24 protein-coding genes are annotated in these 21277 nt (G+C 62.0%); 11 read left to right on the top strand and 13 right to left on the bottom strand.

What is annotated here, in order from left to right:
- Nucleotides 1–62 precede the first annotated feature (62 nt).
- Entirely contained in the window at nt 63–887 is an 825-nt protein-coding gene (locus tag ASD00_RS01035; RefSeq protein ID WP_025425728.1) for an alpha/beta hydrolase, read from the bottom strand.
- 140 nt (nt 888–1027) lie between these two features.
- On the opposite strand from ASD00_RS01035, the gene ASD00_RS01030 reads away from it, so the two are divergent.
- Nucleotides 1028–1939, top strand: coding sequence for a LysR family transcriptional regulator (locus tag ASD00_RS01030; RefSeq protein ID WP_025425729.1), 912 nt, complete (start codon nt 1028–1030; stop codon nt 1937–1939).
- Between the two features lie 2 nt (nt 1940–1941).
- Here the strand turns inward: ASD00_RS01030 and ASD00_RS01025 are convergent, their stop codons facing one another.
- Nucleotides 1942–2343 carry a helix-turn-helix domain-containing protein gene (locus tag ASD00_RS01025; protein WP_051509149.1) on the bottom strand — a complete coding sequence of 134 codons (402 nt, stop codon included), beginning with the start codon at nt 2341–2343 and terminating at the stop codon, nt 1942–1944.
- 82 nt (nt 2344–2425) lie between these two features.
- Here ASD00_RS01025 and ASD00_RS01020 point away from each other — a divergent pair, with 82 nt between their 5' ends.
- Entirely contained in the window at nt 2426–2743 is a 318-nt protein-coding gene (locus ASD00_RS01020; RefSeq protein WP_025425731.1) for a multidrug efflux SMR transporter, read from the top strand.
- Nucleotides 2744–2836: 93 nt separating this feature from the next.
- On the opposite strand, the gene ASD00_RS01015 is transcribed toward ASD00_RS01020, so the two are convergent.
- The 3 genes from ASD00_RS01015 to dapD all read right to left on the bottom strand — a co-directional run bounded on the left by ASD00_RS01015 (nt 2837) and on the right by dapD (nt 6206).
- The gene (locus ASD00_RS01015) at nt 2837–4804 is read right to left on the bottom strand and encodes a DEAD/DEAH box helicase (protein ID WP_057204282.1); all 1968 of its coding nucleotides are present in this window, start codon (nt 4802–4804) and stop codon (nt 2837–2839) included.
- Between the two features lie 156 nt (nt 4805–4960).
- A complete protein-coding gene (locus tag ASD00_RS01010) occupies nt 4961–5344 on the bottom strand; it encodes a DUF805 domain-containing protein (RefSeq protein WP_025425733.1) in 384 nt (127 codons plus the stop codon).
- 4 nt (nt 5345–5348) lie between these two features.
- Entirely contained in the window at nt 5349–6206 is an 858-nt protein-coding gene (gene dapD / locus ASD00_RS01005; protein ID WP_025425734.1) for a 2,3,4,5-tetrahydropyridine-2,6-dicarboxylate N-succinyltransferase, read from the bottom strand.
- 310 nt (nt 6207–6516) lie between these two features.
- Between dapD and ASD00_RS01000 the strand changes: the two genes are divergently transcribed.
- Nucleotides 6517–7416, top strand: coding sequence for an LOG family protein (locus ASD00_RS01000; protein WP_025425735.1), 900 nt, complete (start codon nt 6517–6519; stop codon nt 7414–7416).
- Between the two features lie 444 nt (nt 7417–7860).
- Here the strand turns inward: ASD00_RS01000 and ASD00_RS00995 are convergent, their stop codons facing one another.
- Nucleotides 7861–8382: an EF-hand domain-containing protein gene (locus ASD00_RS00995; protein WP_158071680.1), complete on the bottom strand. Its 522-nt coding sequence runs from the start codon at nt 8380–8382 to the stop codon at nt 7861–7863.
- A 128-nt stretch (nt 8383–8510) separates the two neighbouring features.
- Nucleotides 8511–9224 carry a pyrimidine 5'-nucleotidase gene (locus ASD00_RS00990; RefSeq protein ID WP_025425737.1) on the bottom strand — a complete coding sequence of 238 codons (714 nt, stop codon included), beginning with the start codon at nt 9222–9224 and terminating at the stop codon, nt 8511–8513.
- 151 nt (nt 9225–9375) lie between these two features.
- Here ASD00_RS00990 and ASD00_RS00985 point away from each other — a divergent pair, with 151 nt between their 5' ends.
- From ASD00_RS00985 to ASD00_RS00970, 4 genes are all read left to right on the top strand, one after another.
- Nucleotides 9376–10173, top strand: coding sequence for a sterol desaturase family protein (locus ASD00_RS00985; protein ID WP_244495987.1), 798 nt, complete (start codon nt 9376–9378; stop codon nt 10171–10173).
- 80 nt (nt 10174–10253) lie between these two features.
- Complete coding sequence (locus tag ASD00_RS00980) at nt 10254–11168, top strand: DMT family transporter (protein WP_025425739.1); 915 nt, start codon at nt 10254–10256, stop codon at nt 11166–11168.
- An 80-nt stretch (nt 11169–11248) separates the two neighbouring features.
- On the top strand, nt 11249–12328 hold the full coding sequence (locus tag ASD00_RS00975) for a trifunctional transcriptional activator/DNA repair protein Ada/methylated-DNA--[protein]-cysteine S-methyltransferase (protein WP_025425740.1): 1080 nt from the start codon (nt 11249–11251) through the stop codon (nt 12326–12328).
- Nucleotides 12325–13092 (top strand): isocitrate lyase/phosphoenolpyruvate mutase family protein, encoded by a 768-nt coding sequence (locus tag ASD00_RS00970; RefSeq protein ID WP_025425741.1) that lies wholly within the window; start codon nt 12325–12327, stop codon nt 13090–13092. Before ASD00_RS00975 ends, ASD00_RS00970 begins: the two co-directional genes overlap by 4 nt.
- 77 nt (nt 13093–13169) lie before the next feature.
- On the opposite strand, the gene argB is transcribed toward ASD00_RS00970, so the two are convergent.
- Entirely contained in the window at nt 13170–14057 is an 888-nt protein-coding gene (gene argB, locus ASD00_RS00965; protein ID WP_025425742.1) for an acetylglutamate kinase, read from the bottom strand.
- 156 nt (nt 14058–14213) lie between these two features.
- Here argB and ASD00_RS00960 point away from each other — a divergent pair, with 156 nt between their 5' ends.
- The 4 genes from ASD00_RS00960 to msrB all read left to right on the top strand — a co-directional run bounded on the left by ASD00_RS00960 (nt 14214) and on the right by msrB (nt 16957).
- Nucleotides 14214–14753, top strand: coding sequence for a sigma-70 family RNA polymerase sigma factor (locus tag ASD00_RS00960; protein WP_025425743.1), 540 nt, complete (start codon nt 14214–14216; stop codon nt 14751–14753).
- Nucleotides 14750–15472 (top strand): anti-sigma factor, encoded by a 723-nt coding sequence (locus tag ASD00_RS00955; RefSeq protein WP_025425744.1) that lies wholly within the window; start codon nt 14750–14752, stop codon nt 15470–15472. The genes ASD00_RS00960 and ASD00_RS00955 overlap by 4 nt, the downstream gene beginning before the upstream one ends.
- Nucleotides 15473–15677: 205 nt before the next feature.
- Nucleotides 15678–16235 (top strand): fasciclin domain-containing protein, encoded by a 558-nt coding sequence (locus ASD00_RS00950; RefSeq protein ID WP_057204278.1) that lies wholly within the window; start codon nt 15678–15680, stop codon nt 16233–16235.
- Between the two features lie 221 nt (nt 16236–16456).
- Complete coding sequence (gene msrB / locus ASD00_RS00945) at nt 16457–16957, top strand: peptide-methionine (R)-S-oxide reductase MsrB (protein ID WP_025425746.1); 501 nt, start codon at nt 16457–16459, stop codon at nt 16955–16957.
- Nucleotides 16958–17109: 152 nt separating this feature from the next.
- Here msrB and ASD00_RS00940 read toward each other — a convergent pair whose 3' ends face one another.
- From ASD00_RS00940 to rpmH, 5 genes are all read right to left on the bottom strand, one after another.
- Nucleotides 17110–17649, bottom strand: coding sequence for a DUF1269 domain-containing protein (locus ASD00_RS00940; RefSeq protein WP_025425747.1), 540 nt, complete (start codon nt 17647–17649; stop codon nt 17110–17112).
- Nucleotides 17650–17768: 119 nt separating this feature from the next.
- Nucleotides 17769–18422, bottom strand: a complete 654-nt coding sequence (yihA, locus tag ASD00_RS00935) for a ribosome biogenesis GTP-binding protein YihA/YsxC (RefSeq protein ID WP_025425748.1) — start codon at nt 18420–18422, stop codon at nt 17769–17771.
- Nucleotides 18423–18614: 192 nt separating this feature from the next.
- Nucleotides 18615–20411: a membrane protein insertase YidC gene (yidC, locus tag ASD00_RS00930; RefSeq protein WP_025425749.1), complete on the bottom strand. Its 1797-nt coding sequence runs from the start codon at nt 20409–20411 to the stop codon at nt 18615–18617.
- Nucleotides 20411–20809, bottom strand: a complete 399-nt coding sequence (gene rnpA, locus ASD00_RS00925; RefSeq protein WP_025425750.1) for a ribonuclease P protein component — start codon at nt 20807–20809, stop codon at nt 20411–20413. Before rnpA ends, yidC begins: the two co-directional genes overlap by 1 nt.
- Nucleotides 20810–20829: 20 nt before the next feature.
- Nucleotides 20830–20964 carry a 50S ribosomal protein L34 gene (gene rpmH, locus ASD00_RS38180; RefSeq protein ID WP_081788836.1) on the bottom strand — a complete coding sequence of 45 codons (135 nt, stop codon included), beginning with the start codon at nt 20962–20964 and terminating at the stop codon, nt 20830–20832.
- Between the last annotated feature and the right edge of the window lie 313 nt (nt 20965–21277).

The following is a 21277-nucleotide window of genomic DNA, read 5'->3' as shown; positions in this document are numbered from 1 at the left end:
AGCCGGCGTTTTTGCTGCTGTCGTCAGCGAAAGGGAAAGGCCGGCGGCCCTGTCGTCCTTGGCTAACGCATCGTCATTTCAGCCGGCTTCGCCCCCGCCTGCTGGAAGAAGCGGGAAAAGATGCCGGTAATCGTTTCTTCCTGGGATGCCCAGGTTTCAGCGTTCACGGTATTTTCCGGTATCCACCCGGCGCGGCCGGGAAGAATATGGGACTGAACGCTCACGCCCGCCTGGCGAAGACGGTCTGCATAGGCAGCAGTCTCGTCGCGCATCGGGCATTCCTCGCTGGTCAGGATGAGCGAGGGAACAAGGCCGGCGAGCCGCGTACAGTGCGCCGGAGCGGCATAGGGATGCGTGAATCCACCGCATTCGCCCAGATACCGTTGCCAGCCTTCGGCGATCGATTGCACCGAACCCTCGGGACAGTATTTGCGAAACGATGCGGTCGCCAGGCACGGATCCAGCATCGGCGACAGGAGGATCTGCCCCTTGAGGTCGGTGAGGAACTGGTCGCGAGCCATCAGCGCCACGCCGGCTGCCACGTTGCCGCCCGCCTCCTCGCCGGCGATGAACAGCAACGATTTTTTATGCGCGAACTGCGGGCAACGCGCACGCATCGAAGAAAGCATGGAATAGGTGACGTCGAGTGCGGCCGGGAACGGATTGAGGCAGGCCGACGCATATTCCGGCGAGATGACGATGGCACCGGCCGCCGCAAGCGCCTTGGCGACGCGTTCGCCGGCTGCGATCGAGCTGCCGACGAAGGAGCCGCCATGCAGGTGCAGCACCACGGGCGGCGGGTTGAGCAGCGTTTCGCCACTATAGACACGTGCCGGGCACGAACCTTTGCCCGTCTGCATCGTCTCTACCGTAAAGCGTTCACCCATCTCTCTTGCCTTTGCCACGGGGTCATCCCACATGAGGCGACAACCCGCCATGATGGGAGAATAACATTGTCTTCTGTCTGGAATAGTCCGTCTAATCCGACTACACTATTCAGTATCTCGAACAATAATGGCTATTGAAAATGGACCAGCTCACGGCCATGCGCGCGTTTCTCCGCGTTGTCGAAACCGGCAATTTCACACGTGCTTCCGCTTCGCTCAATATGCCCAAGGCGACCGTCACCAATCTCATCCAGGGATTGGAAGCGCATCTGCGCACCAAGCTGCTCAATCGCACGACGCGGCGGGTTCTGGTGACCCCGGATGGCGCGCTCTATTACGAGCGGGCCGCGCGCCTCGTGACCGACCTCGATGAGCTCGACGGCAGCCTGTCGAGCGCCCAGACGCTGCCGAAGGGGCGGCTGCGCGTGGAGATGGCAAGCGCCATGGCCAATCTCATCGTTATCCCGGCTCTGTCCGAATTCCACAAGCGCTACCCTGACATCCAGATCGATCTCGGCGTCTCGGACCGCACCGTCGACTATGTTGCCGAGAATGTCGACTGCGCCATTCGTGTCGGCACCCTGACCGACCAGTCGCTGATTGCCCGGCGCATCACCGACATGAGCTTCGTCGCCTGCGCGGCACCCGACTATCTCGACCGTTGCTCGACGCCGCAACATCCCTCCGATCTTTCGAAGAATTGTTATGTCGTCGGCTATTTCCGCCCGCAGACCGGCCAGCAGATGCCGTTCTATTTCAAGCGCGGCGCGGAAGAGATCGAGGTTCATGGTCGTTATGCGGTGGCCGCCAACGAATCGACCACCTATCTCGCCGCCGCCCGTGCCGGCCTCGGTGTCATCCAGGCGCCCCGCTTCATGGTGCGGGAGGATCTTGAGACCGGCGCGATGCGGAGGGTGCTGCAGGACTGGCAAATCGAATCGATGCCGATCTATCTCGTCTATCCGCCGAACCGACACCTGAGCAGCCGTCTGCGCGTCTTTGCCGACTGGGTGGTGAAAGTGATCGCCCAGTCGCAACTCGACGGCGAATAGGCCTATTTGCCCCGCTCGGCGTCGTAGCGCGCGCGCGCCGCGTCGAGAGTGCCGAAATGCGTCTCGGCCCAACGGTCGAGCACCAGCAGGGTTTCGCTGAGCGAACGGCCGACAGCGCTGAGGCTGTATTCCACATGCGGCGGCACGGTCTTCTTGTCCTCGCGAATGACAAGGCCGTTCCGCTCCAGTTCCTTCAGCGTCTGCGTCAGCATCTTCTGCGAGACGTCGCCAAGCCGGCGCATCAGCGCGGCGTTGCGCATCGGCCCTTCTTCGAGCGCCGAGATGATCAGCATCGCCCATTTGCTGGCGATCAGCTCCAGCGCATGCCGCGAGGAGCAGGTCGGGTCGAAGACATCCGGAATGGAGGTGATGGGTGCTTCGAGCGGGTCTGTCGAGATTTTCATAGTTACCAAAAGGTGCGTAATTGCTATCCAGTGCCTACCCTACCAGATTGTTCTCCAGATGGAAATTTCGATGGAGACGGTAATGGCATGGATCATCCTGATAGCGGCGAGCCTGATTGAAATCATCATGGGCCTGGCGCTCAAATATGCCGAAGGCTGGACGAAACTGGTGCCGAGCGCGATCGGCATCGCAGCGGCGCTCGGCAGCGTCTACCTCCTGACGATCGCCATGCGCGACCTGCCGGCCGGCACTGCCTACGCCGCCTGGACCGGCATCGGCTCAGTCGGCATCACGGTGCTCGGCATCGTGCTTTTCGGGGATCCCGTCTCCTGGATGCGGATCACCTGCATCGCGATGATCATCGTCGCCGTCGCCGGCCTGCGCTTCCTCGAAGCCTGATACGGCCAGCCGCCGCAACTGCAGACAAAAAAAAGCGCCGCGATTTGATCGCGGCGCTTTTTGATTTGGGCTGACGCCGTTGCTGCGGCAAGCTTAGCTCTGGCGGTTCTTGGCGTTGTTGCCCTTGGGCTTCGGCTTGAAGCCGCCGTCCTTGCCGGCGTTCGGCTTGGCCTTCTTTTTAGTCCAGGCGTCGCGGTTTTCCGGCGGCTTGTCGTCGGTGTGGGCCGGGGCGGCGGCGTAAGCCGGCTTCTTGTCGAACTTGCGCTTCGGCTTGAAGTCGCCGTCACTGCGTGACGCATCGTCCGAATAGGGGCGCTTCTTGGCAAAGGCCGGTTTGTCCTTGGAGAAACCTGGCTTGTCCTTGGAGAAGTTCGGCTTGTCCTTGGAAAAACTCGGCTTCTCCTGGCGCTGCTGCGACAGATCGGGAGCGCCCGGCAGCGTCTTCACCCGGATGCCCTTCTCCAGCATGCCCTCCTTGCCGATCGACGACAGGAAGCGCTCGGCTCCATCGGAGGTCATTTCGACGAAGGTCTCTTCCTGCTGCATGCGGATCGCGCCGATGTCGCGCTTGGTCAGCTTGCCGTGGCGGCAGAGCATCGGGATCAGCCAGCGCGGCTCGGCATTCTGCTTGCGGCCGACCGAGAGCGAGAACCAGCTGCCATCGCTGAAATCGGCGCGCGGCGCGTCATAGTCTTCGCGCGGTGCAGACTTCTCATCGCGGCGCGGCTTTGCGCGGCTGTCGCCGACGGCAACCTCGATCAGGTCTTCCGGGGCCGAGCGGCCAGAGCGGAACTGGCGCACGAAGGCGGCAGCCATCTGCTCGGCACCATGAAGCTCGATGAGCGCGCGCACGATCGCCTCTTCGTCTTCGCGGATCGGTTCGGCAAAGCTCGTGTCGGCAAGCAGGCGCTCGTCGTCGCGGCGGCTGACCTCGTCGGCCGACGGCGGGCGGGCCCAGTTGGCGGTGATCCGGGCGTTTTCGAGCAGGCGCTCCGCCTTGCGGCGCTGGCTCACCGGCACGATCAGGGCGCTGACGCCCTTCTGGCCGGCGCGTCCGGTGCGGCCGCTGCGGTGCAGCAGTGTATCCGGGTTGGTCGGCAGGTCGGCGTGGATGACCAGTTCGAGGCCCGGCAAGTCGATGCCGCGGGCGGCAACGTCGGTGGCGATGCAGACGCGGGCGCGTCCGTCGCGCATGGCCTGCAGCGCGTGGGTGCGTTCGTTCTGGCTGAGTTCGCCCGACAGAGCCACCACCGAGAAGCCGCGGTTGTTGAAGCGGGCAGTCAGATGGTTGACGGCTGCACGGGTCGAGCAGAAGACGATCGCATTCTTCGCTTCGTAGAAGCGCAGGACGTTGATGATCGCGTTTTCGCGATCGTTCGACGCAACGGTCAGGGCGCGGTATTCGATGTCGACGTGCTGCTTCTGCTCGGACGCGGTGCTGATGCGCACGGCGTCGCGCTGGTAGTTCTTGGCAAGCGTCGCGATCGAGCGCGGTACGGTCGCCGAAAACATCAGCGTGCGGCGGTCGTCGGGAGACTCCTCGAGGATGAATTCGAGGTCCTCGCGGAAACCGAGATCGAGCATCTCGTCGGCCTCGTCGAGCACGACGGCACGCAACGAAGAAATATCGAGCGAGTTGCGGCGGATATGGTCGCATAGGCGTCCGGGCGTGCCGACGACGATGTGGGCGCCGCGCTCCAGCGCGCGCTTCTCGGTGCGCATGTCCATGCCGCCGACGCAGGACGCGATCGTCGCGCCAGTCTGCTCATAGAGCCATTCGAGCTCGCGCTTGACCTGCAGCGCCAGTTCGCGCGTTGGTGCGATCACAAGCGCCAGCGGCGCGCCGGGCGCGCTGAAGCGGCGCTGGTCGCCAAGCAGGGTCGGTGCCAGCGCCAGGCCGAAGGCGACGGTCTTGCCGGAGCCGGTCTGGGCCGATACCAGCGCATCCTTGCCCGCCAGATCAGGATCGCGCATCGCCTGTTGAACCGGCGTCAACTCGTTGTAACCGCGTTTTGCCAACGCCTCGGCGATCGCAGGCGCGATCCCTTCGAATTCTGTCATCTCTCGTCTTTCGGATTTCGGTTTTCGCGCCGGTAAACGAACAAGACCTTGGATCAGGTCGTCATCAGGCGCCGATTGCCGCGGCCAGCATCTTATCGCCGGCCTGTTCATGGCGCGCTACATACGCGTTCGGGCCCGAAATGTACAGTGCGCCGCTCAAGCGCCGGGTTCATCGCTGGTTTGGCCGAATTCGTTCGGCCCCTCGGTGCCCGGCCAGAGACAGAGCGCGATGAAGACGATGGGGCTCAGGACAGGGATGAACAGGCAGATCGCCAGCGGTCCGGGATAGCCGATATCGTGCAGCCGCTTGATCGCCAGCATGGCGATCGAGAGCGTGGAAACGATGCCGGACACGATCAGCGCCAGCGTCCAGAGCGCCAGCGCGGTCCTGTGGTTCTCGTTGGCGAGCATCTGCGCGACGACGAAACCGCCTATCAGCAGCCAGAAAAGCCAGGACAGGAAAAAGGGCAGGCGGGTGATGCGGCCGGAGGGGCTGAAGAACAGCCAGATCATGCTCGGCCGTCGCCCCTCCGGTGTCATCGGATCAGTCTCGAAGCAGTTCGTTGATGCCGGTCTTGGAGCGGGTCTTCTCGTCGACGCGCTTGACGATGACGGCGCAGTAGAGGTTCGGTGCCGGCTGGCCGTTGCCCATGGTCGAGCCCGACGGCATCGAGCCGGCGACGACGACGGAGTAGGGCGGGACTTCACCATAGGTCACTTCGCCGGTGGCGCGGTCGACGATCTTGGTCGACTTGCCGATGAACACGCCCATGCCGAGAACCGAGCCCTCGCGCACGATGCAGCCTTCAACGACCTCGGAGCGGGCGCCGATGAAGCAATTGTCCTCAATGATCGTCGGGCCGGCCTGCATCGGCTCCAGCACGCCGCCGATGCCGACGCCGCCGGAGAGATGCACGTTCTTGCCGATCTGGGCGCAGGAGCCGACCGTGGCCCAGGTGTCGACCATCGTGCCTTCGCCGACATAGGCGCCGAGGTTGACGAAGGACGGCATCAGGATGGCGTTCGGCGCGATATAGGCCGAGCGGCGCACGACGCAGTTCGGCACGGCGCGGAAGCCGGCCTTCTCGAACTCGTTGACGCTCCAGCCGTCGAACTTGGAGGCGACCTTGTCCCACCAGACGGATTCCCCCGGGCCGCCCCGGACGATTTCCATCGGGTTGAGGCGGAAGGAGAGCAGAACGGCCTTCTTCAGCCATTGATTGACGGTCCAGTTGCCGTCGGCGCCACGCTCTGCCACCCGCACCTTGCCGCTGTCGAGCAGGTTCAGTGCCGTTTCCACGGCGTCGCGCACCGCGCCGCGCGTTCCGGTGTTTACGGAATCGCGGTCATCAAAGGCGGCGTCGATCGTCTGCGACAGGGAGGCGAGGTTGTGGTTCGTCATCGGAATTCCTTAAAGTTCGGCGGTTATCCTGCGAAAGCTCTACTGCATAATTCCGAAAATCGGAATCGATTTAAGGACAAAATTAGGCAGCGACGCGATGTGCGCCCGTGGGTGTTCTGTATCGGCTGGAATGCGCGGCGCCCGAGGCCCGTTCCGGAAAAGTTGGACCGCTTTTCGGCTCGACGCTGCCGGCAGGGCTTGGCAAGCGCGGTCGACTGCGGCATCAGGGGCATTCATGACCGATGAAACAGGATAGGACGCGTCCGCCCGAGATGCCGATTGTCCGGAACGCGACGGGAAAGACGATAGCATGGCACGCATGAAGAAGCGCAATCTGCGCCGTAAGGATGGGGTTTGGGATCCGCTGGCCGATAGCTCGCAGAGCCGGCAACGGGCGCAGACGGTGCCGGTGACGCCGCAGTCGGCCTCTCCTTCCTATCGCCTTGCCTATATCGACGACGATTTTCTCTGCCGCGAGGAACTGCGCCCGGTGCGGCTGCAGCTCGAACTCTTGAAGACCGAAATGATGCTGGAGGAGTACGGCATCAACTCGACCGTGGTGATGTTCGGTGGCGCGCGCATTCCCGAGCCGGGCGGCGACGCCTGGGCCGCCAGGAACGATATCCAGCGCAAGAACCTGGAAGCAGCCTCGGTCTATTACGACGAAGCGCGCAAGTTCGCGCAGATCGTCTCGGAACATTCCGCCAAGCTGCACTACAAGGAATATGTCGTCGTCACCGGCGGCGGGCCGGGTGTGATGGAGGCGGGCAACCGTGGCGCTGACGATGTCGGCGCGCCGTCGATCGGCCTCAACATCGTGTTGCCGCACGAGCAGGCGCCGAACCGCTTCGTGACGCCGGAGCTGTCGTTCAACTTCCACTATTTCGCCATCCGCAAGATGCATTTCCTGCTGCGCGCCAAGGCCGTCACGGTGTTTCCAGGCGGCTTCGGCACGTTGGACGAGCTGTTCGAAACGATGACGCTGATGCAGACCGGTCGCCTGGCGCTGGTCCCGCTCATTCTCTTCGGGGAAAAGTTCTGGCGCTCGATCATCAATTTCGAGGCGCTTGCCGAGTTCGGCACGATCGCGCCGAACGATATCGATCTGGTGCAGTTCGTCGAAACCGCCGATGAGGCCTGGGATATCATCTCCCGCTTCTACGAGACCGTCGATCCGCGGTCGGTGCCGATGGCGAACGGCAGGCGATAGCGCCTCTCCGGTAAACTTGCGAAGCGGTTTCGCTCAGGGGAGGCCATCTTCATTTCCTCCGGTTCTCGTGTATTTTGTGCCCATGCAGAACGACAATCGATCATCAGTCAGAAAAACAATCTCCCTCGCCCTGGGTGCCGCGATGACGCTTGCCGGAGCGATCGGGTTCCTGATCGAGAGCCTTCTTCGTCATTCGGTTTGATGCCGCCCTAAGCCCTGCATCCAAAACCGGAACCAGCGCCAGCAATCAATGCCGGCGAGCCAGTCGTTGAGCCAGCAGCCGCGCCTAGTGCTTCGGTAACGGCAATGCGTCAAAACAAGGATTGTGCATTTCCGCCGCCCTGTTTGACACGGAGCTTTCGACACCGCCGCGTGCCAATCCAGGCGCGCGGCGGTGTCGTCGGATACTCCTTTCACCGGGCGGCGGGAAAGGGCACCGATGGATCAAATTTTCTTGGTGAAGTCGGCGGCGTCGATGACACCGTCGCCGTTCTTGTCACGACGCTTGAACATTTTTTCTGAAGCACTTGCGACCTCGGCAGCGCTCAAAGAGCCGTTGCCGTCGGCGTCGACGCGCTTGAAGGCCTTTGGCCGCATGCCGGGCACCATGGCCGGCCGCGCGTCCTTCAGTTGGGCAAGGGCTGCGTCGCGCTCCTTGCCGTCCTTGCTCTTGGCTTCCTGCCAGGCCTTGCGGGCGTCGCGGAACGCCTGGCGCTTCGCCTGCATCTCGTCGGCACTGATCTGGCCGTCGCCATTGGTGTCGAATGCCTTGAAGTTCGCGGTCATGTGCGCCTGTAACTCGTCGAGTGACACCTTGGAATCGCTGTTGGTGTCCAGTCGCTTGATCATCCGTTCGGCCCGCTGTTCGGGCGTCATCTTGTCTCTGGCGGCAAATGATGGCGCAGCCAATCCGGTAACGGCGACGGCAAGGGCGGTTACGCCAAGGATCAGGGTTCTGTTCCGCATCATGCTTCCTTTCGATCGGGTTATGCCCGAACGAATGATAGGCAGCGTGACGGCGAGCACCAGTTAAACTTTGGTAATTTAAGTCTTTGGCGGGAAAGGGGTTTTTCCCGGGCCAAAATGTGTCGGGGTCAGAGGTCGGCGACCACGCGCCTGAGGAAGCTGGCGAGATCCTCGGTGACGTAATCGATCTGCTCGTCCTCGTCTCCGGACTGCTCCCAGGATTCGGCGAACTCGTATTCGAAGTTGCGCGGCACCAGTAGAACCGTCTTCATCCCGAGCGTTTTCGGAACCAGAAGGTTGCGCGGCAGGTCCTCGAACATGACCGCATTGCGGGTATCGACCCGGTGCAGGCTCATGAACTTGTCATAGGTTTCGCCGGCCGGCTTCGGCACGAAATCGGCAGCGACGATATCGAAGATGTCGTTGAAGTGATCGAGGATGCCGAGTGCGCGAGCGGTCATTTCCGCATGTGCAACGCTGCCGTTGGTGAAGATGAACTTGCGCCCCGGTAGCGCCTTGATCGCTTCGCCCAGCGTCGGATCCGGCGGCACGATGCTGTAGTCGATCGCATGCGCCTTTTCGAGGAAGTCGCTCGGGTCGATGCCGTGATGGATCATCAGGCCTTTGAGCGTCGTGCCGTGATCGCGGTAGTAGTCTTTCTGCAGCTTCTTCGCGTCCGCCGGCTCGAGCGACAGCAGCGCCGAAACGTAAGCCGTCATGTTACGGTCGATCTGCGAGAACAGATTGACGTGGTGCGGGTAGAGCGTGTTGTCCAGATCGAAGACCCAGTCGGTGACATGGGCGAATTCGTCGTGGGTCGGCAGGCGATCGAGCTTTTTCATGACCGCCTTATGACACGGGTATGGGCGGCCACCAAACGAGAAAATTCACCCCGCCGCACGGGCTACCCTACCGGCGCAGACGTTTCCACTTTGAATTGCCAAAACAACATGGCATCGTTCGGCCGGCGCGGCTTTGACGTAGGGGTTCCGGATGCCGATGTCGGACGAACTGTTTTACCTGCTGTTTCTGTTCGGATTCTACGCGACGACAGTCGTTACCTATTTCGCCCTGGGTTATGGCCTGACCTGGGTCAACGACCGCAATCCCGAGCGAAAGATTCAGAAGGGACGCGGTTCCGACAAGCGCCGCAGGGCGGAAGTCCGCCAGAGCCTGGTGTCGATGTTCAGCGCCTGCCTGCCGCTGACGATCGGCCTCTATGTCCAGCAAAAGGGCTGGGCGCCCGGGCCCTGGACCTTCAATTGGTGGGCGGCGGTGCCGCTCTTTGTCCTGTGCATGTTCCTCTACGATACCTGGTTCTATTTCATGCACCGGCTGCTGCACACCAAGTGGCTGTTTCCACTGCACGCCCTTCATCACAGAAGCGTCGCACCAACGATCTGGAGCACCTATTCTGAGGATTTCTTCGACAACTTCCTCTTGCAGAGTTTTTCAGCCGTCGTCGTTTTCGCCGTCCCGTTTCCGCCGGCGATCCTGATCGGGCACCGGTTGTTCGAACATTTCAACGGCATGTTCGGGCACTGCGGGTTCGAGTATTTCGCCTCATCGACGGCGCGATATCCGTCCCCTCTCTTGTGCACGACGTTCCACGACCAGCATCATTCCGGCTTCAAGTACAACTACGGCAACTACTTTTCGTTCTGGGATCGCGTGCTCGGCACGATCTCGCCGAACTACGATCGGCGCGTGAAGGCCTTCGAAGACGAAGGTCAGCCGCTCACGTTCAGTCGGGCGGTCGACCTGGCGGAAGTTCAGGAAAAGCCGGACTGATATCAGCGCAGGTTGGTATATATCGGCGAGACTGTACGGAGTTCTTGGCAATATCAGGACCCGCGTGCTAGCTCGCAGCCATGGAAACCTGGGTAATCATCACCGTCGCTGCGGCCTTCCTTCAGAATGTCCGCTCCGCCATGCAGAAACACCTGAAGGGCGTCATGGGCACGACCGGCGCGACCTTCGTGCGTTTCGGTTTCGGCCTGCCTTTTGCGTTGCTCTATCTCATCGTGCTCTGGCGCGTGGCGGGCCATCCGCTGCCGGTGCCGAACGGCACATTCTTCCTGTGGGCGGTCATCGGCGGGCTGGCGCAGATCGCGGCGACCTTCCTGCTGGTACACCTCTTCTCCTTCCGCAACTTTGCGGTTGGCACCGCCTATTCGCGCACCGAGCCGGCCCAGGCAGCGCTCTTCGGCCTCATCTTCCTGGGCGAGCGGGCGAGCGAGGGCACGCTGGTGGCGATCGCCATCTCCGTCGTCGGCGTCATGCTGATTTCGGTTGCGCGTACGACGCTGAGCCCGCGCTCGCTGGTCACTTCGGTTTTCAGCCGCACGGCCGGGATAGGCCTTCTCTCGGGCACGTTCTTCGGGCTTTCGGCCGTGGCCTATCGTTCGGCCTCGCTGGTGCTCGCGCCCAGCCTGCCGGCACCGGATTACATGATGCAGGCGAGCTTCACGCTCGGCTTCGTCATCCTGCTGCAGACGGTGGTGATGCTGATCTGGATCGTGCTGCGCGAGCCGGCCGAGCTGAAGCGCATTGCCGCTGCGTGGAAGCCTGCCTTCGTCGTCGGCTTCGTCGGCGCCTCCGCTTCCTTCGGCTGGTTCATGGCAATGACGCTGCAGCAGGCGGCGATCGTGAAAGTAGTGGCGCAGGTCGAGATGCTCTTCACATTCGCCTCGTCCTTCTTCATCTTCCGCGAGTGGATCAATCGTCTCGAACTCCTCGGCTGCCTCCTGATCGTGCTCGGCGTGGTGACGCTCGTGCTTATCTGAACTGTCGCCAAACCATCGCCGGAAAAATAGACGCCCGAAAACCGGCGCCCGTCCCTTCGCACACATGGTAGAAGGGCCGCATGTTGTTCGATCTTCCTTCCGACGAAACGCTTTACGATGCCCTGATTGCGCGCAGCACCGAATACGAGGGCGCTGCCTATGTCTGCGTCAAGACGACGGGCATTTTCTGCCGCCTCTCCTGTCCCGCTCGCAAGCCGAAGCGCGAGAACACCATCTTCGTCGGCTCGATCGGCACCTGCCTCGAAGCCGGCTTTCGCCCGTGCCAGCGCTGCAAGCCGCTTGCAACCGTCGGTGCCAAGGATCCGCTGGTCGATGACCTGCTGCAGGCACTGGAGGCAGCACCCGAACGGCGCTGGACCGAGGACGACCTGGTTCGCCGCGGCCATGATCCGTCGACCGTTCGCCGCGCCTTCAAGCGCAATCTCGGCATCACCTTTCTCGATCTTGCCCGACATCGGCGACTGGGCCTTGCCGCCCGCCAACTCGCCGAGGGCGGCCGGGTCATTGATGCGCAGATCGACGCCGGATACGAATCGCCGAGCGGCTTTCGCGCCGCCTTTGCCAAATTGCTCGGCGAAGCGCCGGCTATGTCGCAGGGCCGTGTGCTGCTGTTTGCCGACCGCATCGACACGCCGCTTGGCCCGATGGTGGCGGTCGCCGACAAGACCCATCTGCACATTCTCGAGTTTCACGATCGCAAGGCGTTGCCGACCGAGCTCGAAAACCTGAAGCGCAAGACCCGCTCGGCGATCGTCCCAGGCCGCACGGCGCCGATCGACCAGATGGAGGCGGAGCTGAAAGCCTATTTCTCGGGCGATATCGCAGAGTTTCGCACGCCCCTGGCGCCTGGCGGCACTGCCTTCGAGCGTGAGGTCTGGGCAAGGCTCGTGAAAATTCCGCTCGGAGAGACACGTTCCTATGGTGACATCGCGCGCGAGGTCGATACGATCCAGGCCGTGCGTGCCGTGGCGAAGGCCAACGGGTCCAACCAGATCGCCATCGTCATTCCCTGCCACCGCTGCATCGGCTCCGATGGTTCGCTGACGGGATATGGCGGCGGGTTGTGGCGCAAGCAATGGCTGCTGCGGCACGAAGGCAAAATGAAACCTGTGGGATTGTTTGCGGAGGAAATGCAATGAACCAGACTGAAAAGGCCACCGAATTCGCCGCTCTGCATCGCAAGGGCGATCCGGTGGTGCTCTACAATATCTGGGATGCGGGCAGCGCCAAGGCCGTGGCCGAGGCTGGAGCCAAGGCGCTTGCGACCGGCAGCTGGTCGATTGCCGCCGCGCATGGGTTTGGCGATGGCGAGAAGGTTCCGCTGGCGCTGCTTACCGATATCGCCCGGCTGATCGTCGCCTCGACCGAACTGCCGGTCACGGTCGATTTCGAGGGCGCCTATTCCGACGACCCGGCAACGGGGGCTGCCAATGTCTCGCGTCTGATCGACGTCGGCGCCATCGGCATCAACTTCGAAGATCAGGTTGTCGGCAAATCCGGCGTGCATGCGGTCGAAAAGCAGGCCGCCCGCATCCGCGCGATCCGCGAAATGGCGGACCGCCGCAGTGTGCCGTTCTTCATCAATGCCCGCACCGACCTGTTCCTGCAGGAAAGCGATGCTGGCCGCCATGCCGGTCTTGTCGATGAGGCGATTGCGCGCGGAAAGGCCTTTGCCGAAGCCGGCGCCAGCGGCTTCTTCGTGCCGTGGCTGGTCGATGCCGCGCTGATTGCCAAGGTCTGCGCCGCTTCGAGCCTGCCGGTCAACGTGATGATGCGGCCGGGTGCGCCGGACCTGCAGACGCTCGCCGGCGCCGGCGTCGCACGTGTCAGTTACGGACCTTTCCCCTACCGGGCGATGATGGAAAAGCTGAAGCAGGAGGCCCAGGCCGTTTATCAGGCCTGATCAATCAGCCCAAAACAAAAGCGGGATGCGGCCTGAAAACCGCATCCCGCTTTTTCGTGTTTTCGGTTTGCTGTCGATCAGGGAACGATCAGCGTGCCGGCACCGCGCTCGGTGAAGATTTCGAGCAGCACGGAATGCGCCGTCTTGCCGTTGAGGATGACGACGCCCTGGACGCCGGCCTTGATCGCATCAATGCAGGTTTCGACCTTCGGGATCATGCCGCCGGAAATCGTGCCGTCGGCGATCAGCGCCCGTGCCTGCGCTACGGACAGTTCCTTGATCAGCTTGCCTTCCTTGTCGAGCACGCCGGGAACGTCGGTGAGGAACAGGAGCCGCGTGGCGTTCAGCGCACCGGCAATTGCACCGGCAAAGGTGTCGGCGTTGATGTTGTAGGTGTGCCCGTCGCGGCCAGGTGCCACCGGCGCGATCACCGGGATCATCTCCGAGCGGGCGAGCAGGTCAATCAGGGTACGGTCGACCTCGACGACCTCACCGACGAAACCGAGATCGAGCACGCGTTCGATGTTGGAATCCGGATCCTTGATGGTCTTGCGTGCCTTTTCGGCAAAGACCATGTTGCCGTCCTTGCCGCAAAGGCCGATCGCCCATTCGCCGGTCTGGTTGATGAGGGCGACGATTTCCTTGTTGATCGAGCCGGCCAGAACCATCTCGACGATCTCGACGGTCTTTTCGTCGGTGACGCGCAGGCCGCCTTCGAACTTCGATTCGATGCCCATCTTCGTCAGCATCGCGCCGATTTGCGGGCCACCGCCGTGCACGACGATCGGGTTGACGCCTGACTGCTTCAACAGAGCGATGTCGCTTGCAAAGGCTCGGCCCAATTCGGCGTTGCCCATGGCGTGGCCGCCATATTTGACGACGATCGTCTTGTTCTCGTAGCGCTGCATGTAGGGCAGGGCCTGGGTGAGCAGGCGTGCCTGGATTTCACTTTCATTAGCGGACATGGCGGACCCTCGAAAAATACCGGCTGCTGTTTAACGCAAGTTTCCCGTCGATGGAATGATCGGCGAGCAACATAAAACAGCAATGACGATGCGCGCTGGCGGATAGCGATTTGTGCTCTATGTCCTATCTCAAGAATGCATCGGGTCGGGTTGGCAATGATCGACGAGGAAATTTCCGGACTGCTCGGCCGTGTTGCGCTCAGGGATCGTGCGGCCTTTGCCGAACTTTACCGGCTGACCAGCCCGAAACTTTTCGCCATTTGCCTGCGTATCCTGAGAGACCGAAGTGAAGCGGAAGAAACGCTCCAGGAAATCTACGTCAGAATCTGGCAGCACGCCGACCGTTTTTCGCCCGGCCAGTCAACGCCGATGTCCTGGTTGGCGGCGATTGCGCGCAACCGTGCCATCGATCTGATCCGGGCGCGAAAACCCGTAGCCAACGCGATTGACGAAGCCTACGATTTGGCTGATCCTGCTGCCGATCCGGAAAAATCGGCAGTGGTCAGAGCAGAGGGCAGGCGGATCGATGCGTGCATGGAGGAGCTCGAAACCGATCGGGCGGACGCCGTGCGGCGTGCCTATGTCGAAGGTCTGAGCTACCAGGAACTGGCTGAAATGTACGCTGTGCCGCTGAACACGATGAGGACTTGGTTGAGGCGCAGCCTGTTGAAGTTGAGAGAGTGCATGGAGCGATGACAGCGTCCACCCCAGACAAAGGAGATTTCCGCCGCGACGAGGTGATCGCCGGGGAATATGTGCTGGGTGTGCTATCCGCCGACGACCGCCGCAAAGTCGAGGCCCGCCTTGCATCCGACCGCAATTTCGCCGCCATGGTGACGCGCTGGCAAAACAATCTCTCCTCCTTCGACGAAGCCTATGATCCCGTCGTGCCGCCGGCGCGGATTTTCGCGGCGATCGAGCGCCGGCTCTTCGAAACGGCCCCGCCTGCCGCGGCCCCGGTGCGGGCAGGCATATGGCAATCGCTTGCGCTCTGGCGTGGTCTCGCACTCGCCTCGCTTGCTGCCGTCGCCGTCATGGGCGCGTCCATGGCAGGGCTGTTTGCACCGCCGTCCGGCGGCCGGCCGCTTGTCGCCGAAATGACCGGCAAGGGCATTTCGGTCGATCTCGTCGCCCGTTTCGATCGCGAGACCGGCCATCTCCGGGTGACGCCGGTTGCCGCACAGCAGGCCGAGCAAAAATCGCTGGAGCTGTGGCTCATCAACGGCGACAACCCGGCCGTTTCCCTCGGCGTGCTGCCCCAGACCGGCGAAGGCGAGATCATCATCGCCCCGGCCATGCGCGGGAAATTCTCGCGCGGTTCGGTTCTGGCCGTCAGTATCGAGCCGCTTGGCGGTTCGCCGACCGGATCGGCCACCGGCCCGATCATCGCGCTCGGCAAGGCCCGCGATCTCTAACTCAGCGCACGCGGGCCTTCCCGGTCCTGCAGCGTCGGTCGCTTCTCACGTCGTTTTTCGCCCAACCGACCGGCAATCCGAAAATTCCTGAAACTCTTTTTCCAAGGCTTCCGTTGCTTGTCATGTTCCCGGGGAGGGAACGGCAATTTCAACGAGGCGGCTGGGTGTCGCCTCCCTGACAGGTTCAACAGGAAGGAAGACCAAGATGTTCACCTATGGAATCCGTTCGTTCGCTGCCATCACCATACTGACCGCAAGTGCGGCAATCGCCCATGCCGAGAACCCGATGGTCGGTGGCGCGGCGATGTATGCGGACAAGAATATCGTCGAAAACGCCGTCAACTCGAAGGATCACACCACGCTGGTGGCGGCGGTCAAGGCGGCCGGGCTGGTCGAGACCCTCCAGGGCAAGGGGCCGTTCACCGTCTTCGCGCCGACGAACGAGGCTTTCGAGGCCTTGCCGACCGGCACGGTCGACACGCTCCTGAAGCCGGAAAACAAGGACAAGCTGACCAAGGTTCTGACCTGCCATGTCGTCTCCGCCGACGCGATGTCCTCGGCGATCGCCAAGATGGTCAAAGGCGATGGTGGCGAACACGACGTCAAGACGGTTGGCGGCTGCGATCTCCAGGCCAAGGATGACGGCGGCAAGATCACACTCACGGACGAGACCGGCGGCACGGCCACGGTCACCATCGCCGACGTCAAGCAGTCAAACGGCGTGATCCACGTTATCGACAAGGTGCTGCTGCCGAAGGGCTGAGCTCTCGCTTCCTCCGGATCGCCGCGGCAGACATTCGCAGGCGATCCGCCGCCGGGGTCTCATCCGTGGCGCGCCGGCGCTTCTGCCACCGATCGCTTGCGATCGGTGGCCTTTCAACCCGGCTTCTTCACGGCGCTTTGATCGGTCTTGTTTTGCCGCGTGACAGGCCGGCCGCTATCTTCGACCTCGGCAGCGTCAAGGGGCATGACAAGGAGGGTTCGATCGTGAACCGGCGGAATTTTCTGATTTTTGGCGGGACACTAAGCGTGATCGCGATCGCGGCGGCAAAGGGGTTTCCGCTGGCGGCGCGCCCAGCCTCGGCCGAAACGTTCGAGGTCACGAAGACCGATGCCGAATGGCGGGCGATCCTGACCGACGAACAGTATCGGATACTGCGCCAGGAGGACACCGAGCGTCCGTTTACCAGCGCGCTCAACAATGAAAAGCGCAAGGGCACGTTTCAATGCGCCGGTTGCGCGCTCCCTGTCTATTCCTCCGAAGCCAAATATGACAGCGGCACCGGTTGGCCGAGTTTCTGGCAGTCCCTGCCGGGCGGCGTGGCAACGCGCGAGGACAACGCACTGTTCATGACGCGAACGGAATGCCACTGCCATCGCTGCGGCGGACATCTCGGCCACGTCTTCGACGATGGCCCGCCGCCAACCGGCAAACGCCATTGCATCAATGGTTTCGCGCTGACATTCGTTGCGGCGAGCGCCTAGGAGCACTTCCAGGAGAAGTGCGAAGCGGTTTTCCGGCAGGAAATGCGCGAAAACAAAAAGATGGTAGTTCTGCGACTCCGTTTAAGCCGAACGCACTAGCGCCCGTTCCTGCGGTCGACGATGCGCCCGCAGGAAGATCGCGCTGATGCGGCTCAGAACGTTCCGGCTTGCGGCGAAGGCGTCTGGGCGTCGGAGAGCGCCGCCTGGAGCTTCTGCTCCTGCTCGGGCGACAGCGATGTTTTCAGCACGCGGCCGCGCAGGCCTGAGAATTCGGCCAGGACCTTTTCCGGCTGCACCTTGCGCACCAGGACGAACAGCGCCGACGAGTTGTTCGGGATGGTGTTGCCGAGCGACTTGATGAATTCGTCGTCGATGCCGTAGTCGGTCAGCGAGCCGGAGAGCGCACCGGCGCCGGCGCCGAGCGCGCCGCCGATGGCAAAGCCAGCGAGTGGATTGAGGAACAGCAACCCGACGAGCCCGCCCCAGATGGAGCCGGACAAGAGACCGGAGGTCGCCCCGATCGCGGTCAGGTTGAGGCTCTGCTTGAGGTGGACCTTGCCTTCTGCGTCGCGCACGACGACGACGGCGTCCTCGAGATCGATCAAATATTCCTTCTTGAGGCCGGCGAGCTTGACGAGAACCTTGTCGGCCTCTTCAGGCGTGTCGAATCCCACAACGATCAAATCGGACATGTGTCTCTCCTATCCTTGACGCTATCGCGCAAGGAAACGCGCGACCGCACGGCAGAGATAGAGCGGTTTGCATGTCAGAGTAGTGACGGAGATCAAAGACTTTCGGGCGATCGTCGCTCTCAGCGCGAAAGCGCAAGCTCGATCGTCGCGCGAAGCTCATCGATGCCCTCTCCCTTTTCCGAGGAGGTGGAGAGGATTTCGGGAAATGCGGCGGGGTGCTTCTTGATCTTCTCGAGCGTCTCGGCGATCAGCCGCGGCACGCCGGCGGCCTTGATCTTGTCCGTCTTGGTCAGGATGATCTGGTAAGAGACGGCCGCCTTGTCGAGCAGCGACAGCACGTCCTCGTCGTTCTTCTTGATGCCGTGGCGGGAGTCGATCAGCACGTAGACGCGCTTCAGCGTCGCGCGGCCGCGCAGATAGTCGAACACCAGTTTGGTCCAGGCATCCACCTGTTCCTTCGGCGCCTGGGCATAGCCGTAGCCGGGCATGTCGACCAGCGCCATCGGCGGCAGATCGCCCGCTTCACCGGAATAGCCGTCGGGCACGAAGTAGTTGAGTTCCTGGGTGCGTCCGGGCGTGTTGGATGTGCGCGCCAAGCCCTTCTGGCCGACCAGCGCATTGATCAGCGACGACTTGCCGACATTCGATCTGCCGGCAAAGGCAATTTCGGTCGGTCCTTCCGGCGGCAGGAACTTCATCGCCGGGACGCCGCGAATGAAAATCCACGGCCGGCCGAACAGCGGCTTGTCGTCTTTTGTCTTTGTGTCGGCCATCGATGTTCATTCCTTCGTCAAGATTGGCTTTGGCTTCACGGTTTTGGCCGGCGATGTCAAGCTTTCGGCTCGGCGCAGCTATCGAACCGGCGGGATTTGCTGGCGCAGCCCCTCGACGGTGAGCTTAGAGCGGCCGAACGAAAAAGCCCCGGACCGAGGTCCGGGGCCTTGTGAAGGCTCTGTCTGCCGGCGTCACTCCGCCGGCTTGGGTTTCTTCGAGAACAGGTTCTTCAGATTGTCGAACAGCTCGATCTTCACGCCCTGGCGCTTCATGATGATCGACTGCTGCAGCACCGAAAGCGTGTTGTTCCAGGCCCAATAGATCACCAGACCGGCCGGGAACGAGGCCAGCATGAAGGTGAAGACAACGGGCATCCAGGTGAACAGCATCGCCTGGGTCGGATCGGGCGGCGTCGGGTTCATGCGCATCTGCACGAACATGGTGATGCCCATGATGATCGGCCAGACGCCGAGGTGCAGGAAGGACGGCGCGTCGAACGGCAAGAGGCCGAAGAGGTTGAAGATCGTCGTCGGATCCGGCGCGGACAGGTCGTGGATCCAGCCGAAGAACGGTGCGTGGCGCATCTCGATGGTGATGTAGATCACCTTGTAGAGCGCGAAGAACACCGGGATCTGGATGAGGATCGGCCAGCAGCCCGCGAGCGGATTGATCTTCTCGTCCTTGTAGAGCTGCATCATTGCCTGCTGCAGGCCCATGCGGTCGTCGCCGAACTTCTTCTTCAGCTCTTCCATCTTCGGCTGAACCTTCTTCATGTTCGCCATCGAAGAGTACTGCTTGTTGGCAAGCGGGAAGAACAGCAGCTTGACGACGATTGTCGTCGTCAGGATGGCGATGCCGAAGTTGCCGAACAGACGGAAGAAGAAATCCATCATTTTGAACATCGGCTTGGTGATGAAGTAGAACCATCCCCAATCGATCAGCTTGTCGAAGTTAGGGATAGAATAGGCGGCCTCATAGTTGTCGACGACGGGCACTTCCTTGGCGCCGGCAAATACGAGGTTCTTGAGTTCCGAGGACTGACCGGCGGCAATGGTGATTGCGTCGCTCTTGTAGTCGCTCTGATAGCGGGCGCGGCCATCTGTGAAGTGCGAGAAGCGGGTCTCGTAAGGCGTCGCCTGCGGCGGAACGATCGTTGCGGCCCAATACTTGTCGGTGATGCCGAGCCAGCCGCCCGTCGCCTTGCCGGGTTCGATCGCCTTGTCGTCCTCGATCTTCGAATAGCCGACTTCCTGCAGGCCATGATCGCCGATGACCCCGATGAAGCCTTCATGCAGAACATAGACGCTCGGTGTCGTCGGCTTGTTGAAGCGCGTCACACGACCGTAGGAGGAGAGCGACACCGGTTCTGCGGCACCGTTCTTGATGCTGTCGACCACCTGGAACATGTAGCGTTCGTCGATCGAGATCGTCCGGTTGAAGGTGATGCCCTTCTCGTTGGTGAAGCTCAGCGTCACCGGCGTTGCGGGCGTCAGCTTGTCGCCGCCCGAAAGCGTCCACACGGTCTGCGGGCCGGGCACGCTGCCGCTTGCCGCATCGCCGACATAACCGATTTCGGTGAAGTAACCGTCGGTGGTCTCAGCCGGGCTGAACAGGGTGATGATCGGGCTCTGCTTGCTGACGGTCTCGTGATAGGCCTTGAGCTTGAGATCGTCGAAGCGCGCGCCGGTCAGGTTGATGGAGCCGGAAACCGCAGGCGTGTCGATGGCAACGCGCGCCGACTTGGCAAGCGCCTTGTCGCGGTTTTCGCCCGTCCCGGGAACTGTGCCGCCAGGCAGGGCCTGACCGGTCGCCGGCTGTTGAGCCGTGGTGCCCGGCTGCGATTGGGTCTGCTGAGCCTGCTGGGCCTGCAGCGCTTCCGCAGCGATGCGTTCCTTTTCCATCTTCGGATTGACGTAAAGGAACTGCCAGGCGACGAGGATCAGCACGGACAGGCCAATCGCCACGAAATAGTTGCGGTTTTTTTCCATCATTGTTTCCTGGAACCGGCCGGCGGCCGCTTCTGTTTCGGCTTGTTTTCGATGCGCTCGCCAAGCCCCCGGGTCAAGGCGTCGAAGGGGGCATTCAGGAGATCGCGTCGGGCGACAATCACATAGTCGTGTCCGGGTTTCATTGCAAACCCGGCGGAAAGCCGCACCGCCTCTTTCAGGCGTCGGCGCATCCGGTTTCGCTCGACGGCATTGCCGTGTTTCTTGGTAACGGTGAAGCCGACGCGGGCCTCTCCCTCCGGATCGTTGCGGTCGAGCACTTCGAGGAGAAACAGCGGGCCTCTACGGCTTTCTCCTGCCCGAACGGCCAAAAACTGCGGACGGCTTTTCAGCCGCCCGACAGTCGTTTTGTCTTTATCTGACGTCATGTGCCCGGACACTGGTTTCGGGCAACTTCGGCTTAAGCCGAAAGACGCTTGCGGCCACGAGCCCGGCGGGCTGCGAGGACCTTCTGGCCACCCGAGGTGGACATGCGTGCACGGAAGCCGTGACGGCGCTTGCGAACAAGCTTGGACGGTTGGTAAGTACGCTTCATTTATTTTAATACCGCGGTGTGCGGCCCTTCTTGGGTTTGCATGTAGCAAGGAGCGTTTACGTTCCGGACATAGCTCCGCCTGTCGGGCAGGCAGGCTTGGCCGGACGTGGGCGGCTTATAAAGGCAAATTTCCCGGAAAGTCAATCACGCGAGGCCTTCGATGGGCAAAAGTGATCGCATCCCGATATCCGGGCGACCTCGATTTCGCAGGCACAAGCCGCGACGCACTATCTCAGACTGGTAAACAGGGAGCTAACCGGCACTCCCCAGAATGCCGGCCGGCCACCGCGATCTTTATTAACCATGAATGTTT

Source organism: Ensifer sp. Root31 (assembly GCF_001424825.1).
Classification (GTDB): Bacteria; Pseudomonadota; Alphaproteobacteria; order Rhizobiales; family Rhizobiaceae; genus Ensifer; species Ensifer canadensis.
The sequence above is the reverse complement of the archived record's forward strand: the minus strand, read 5'-3'. Positions and strand labels throughout refer to the sequence as shown.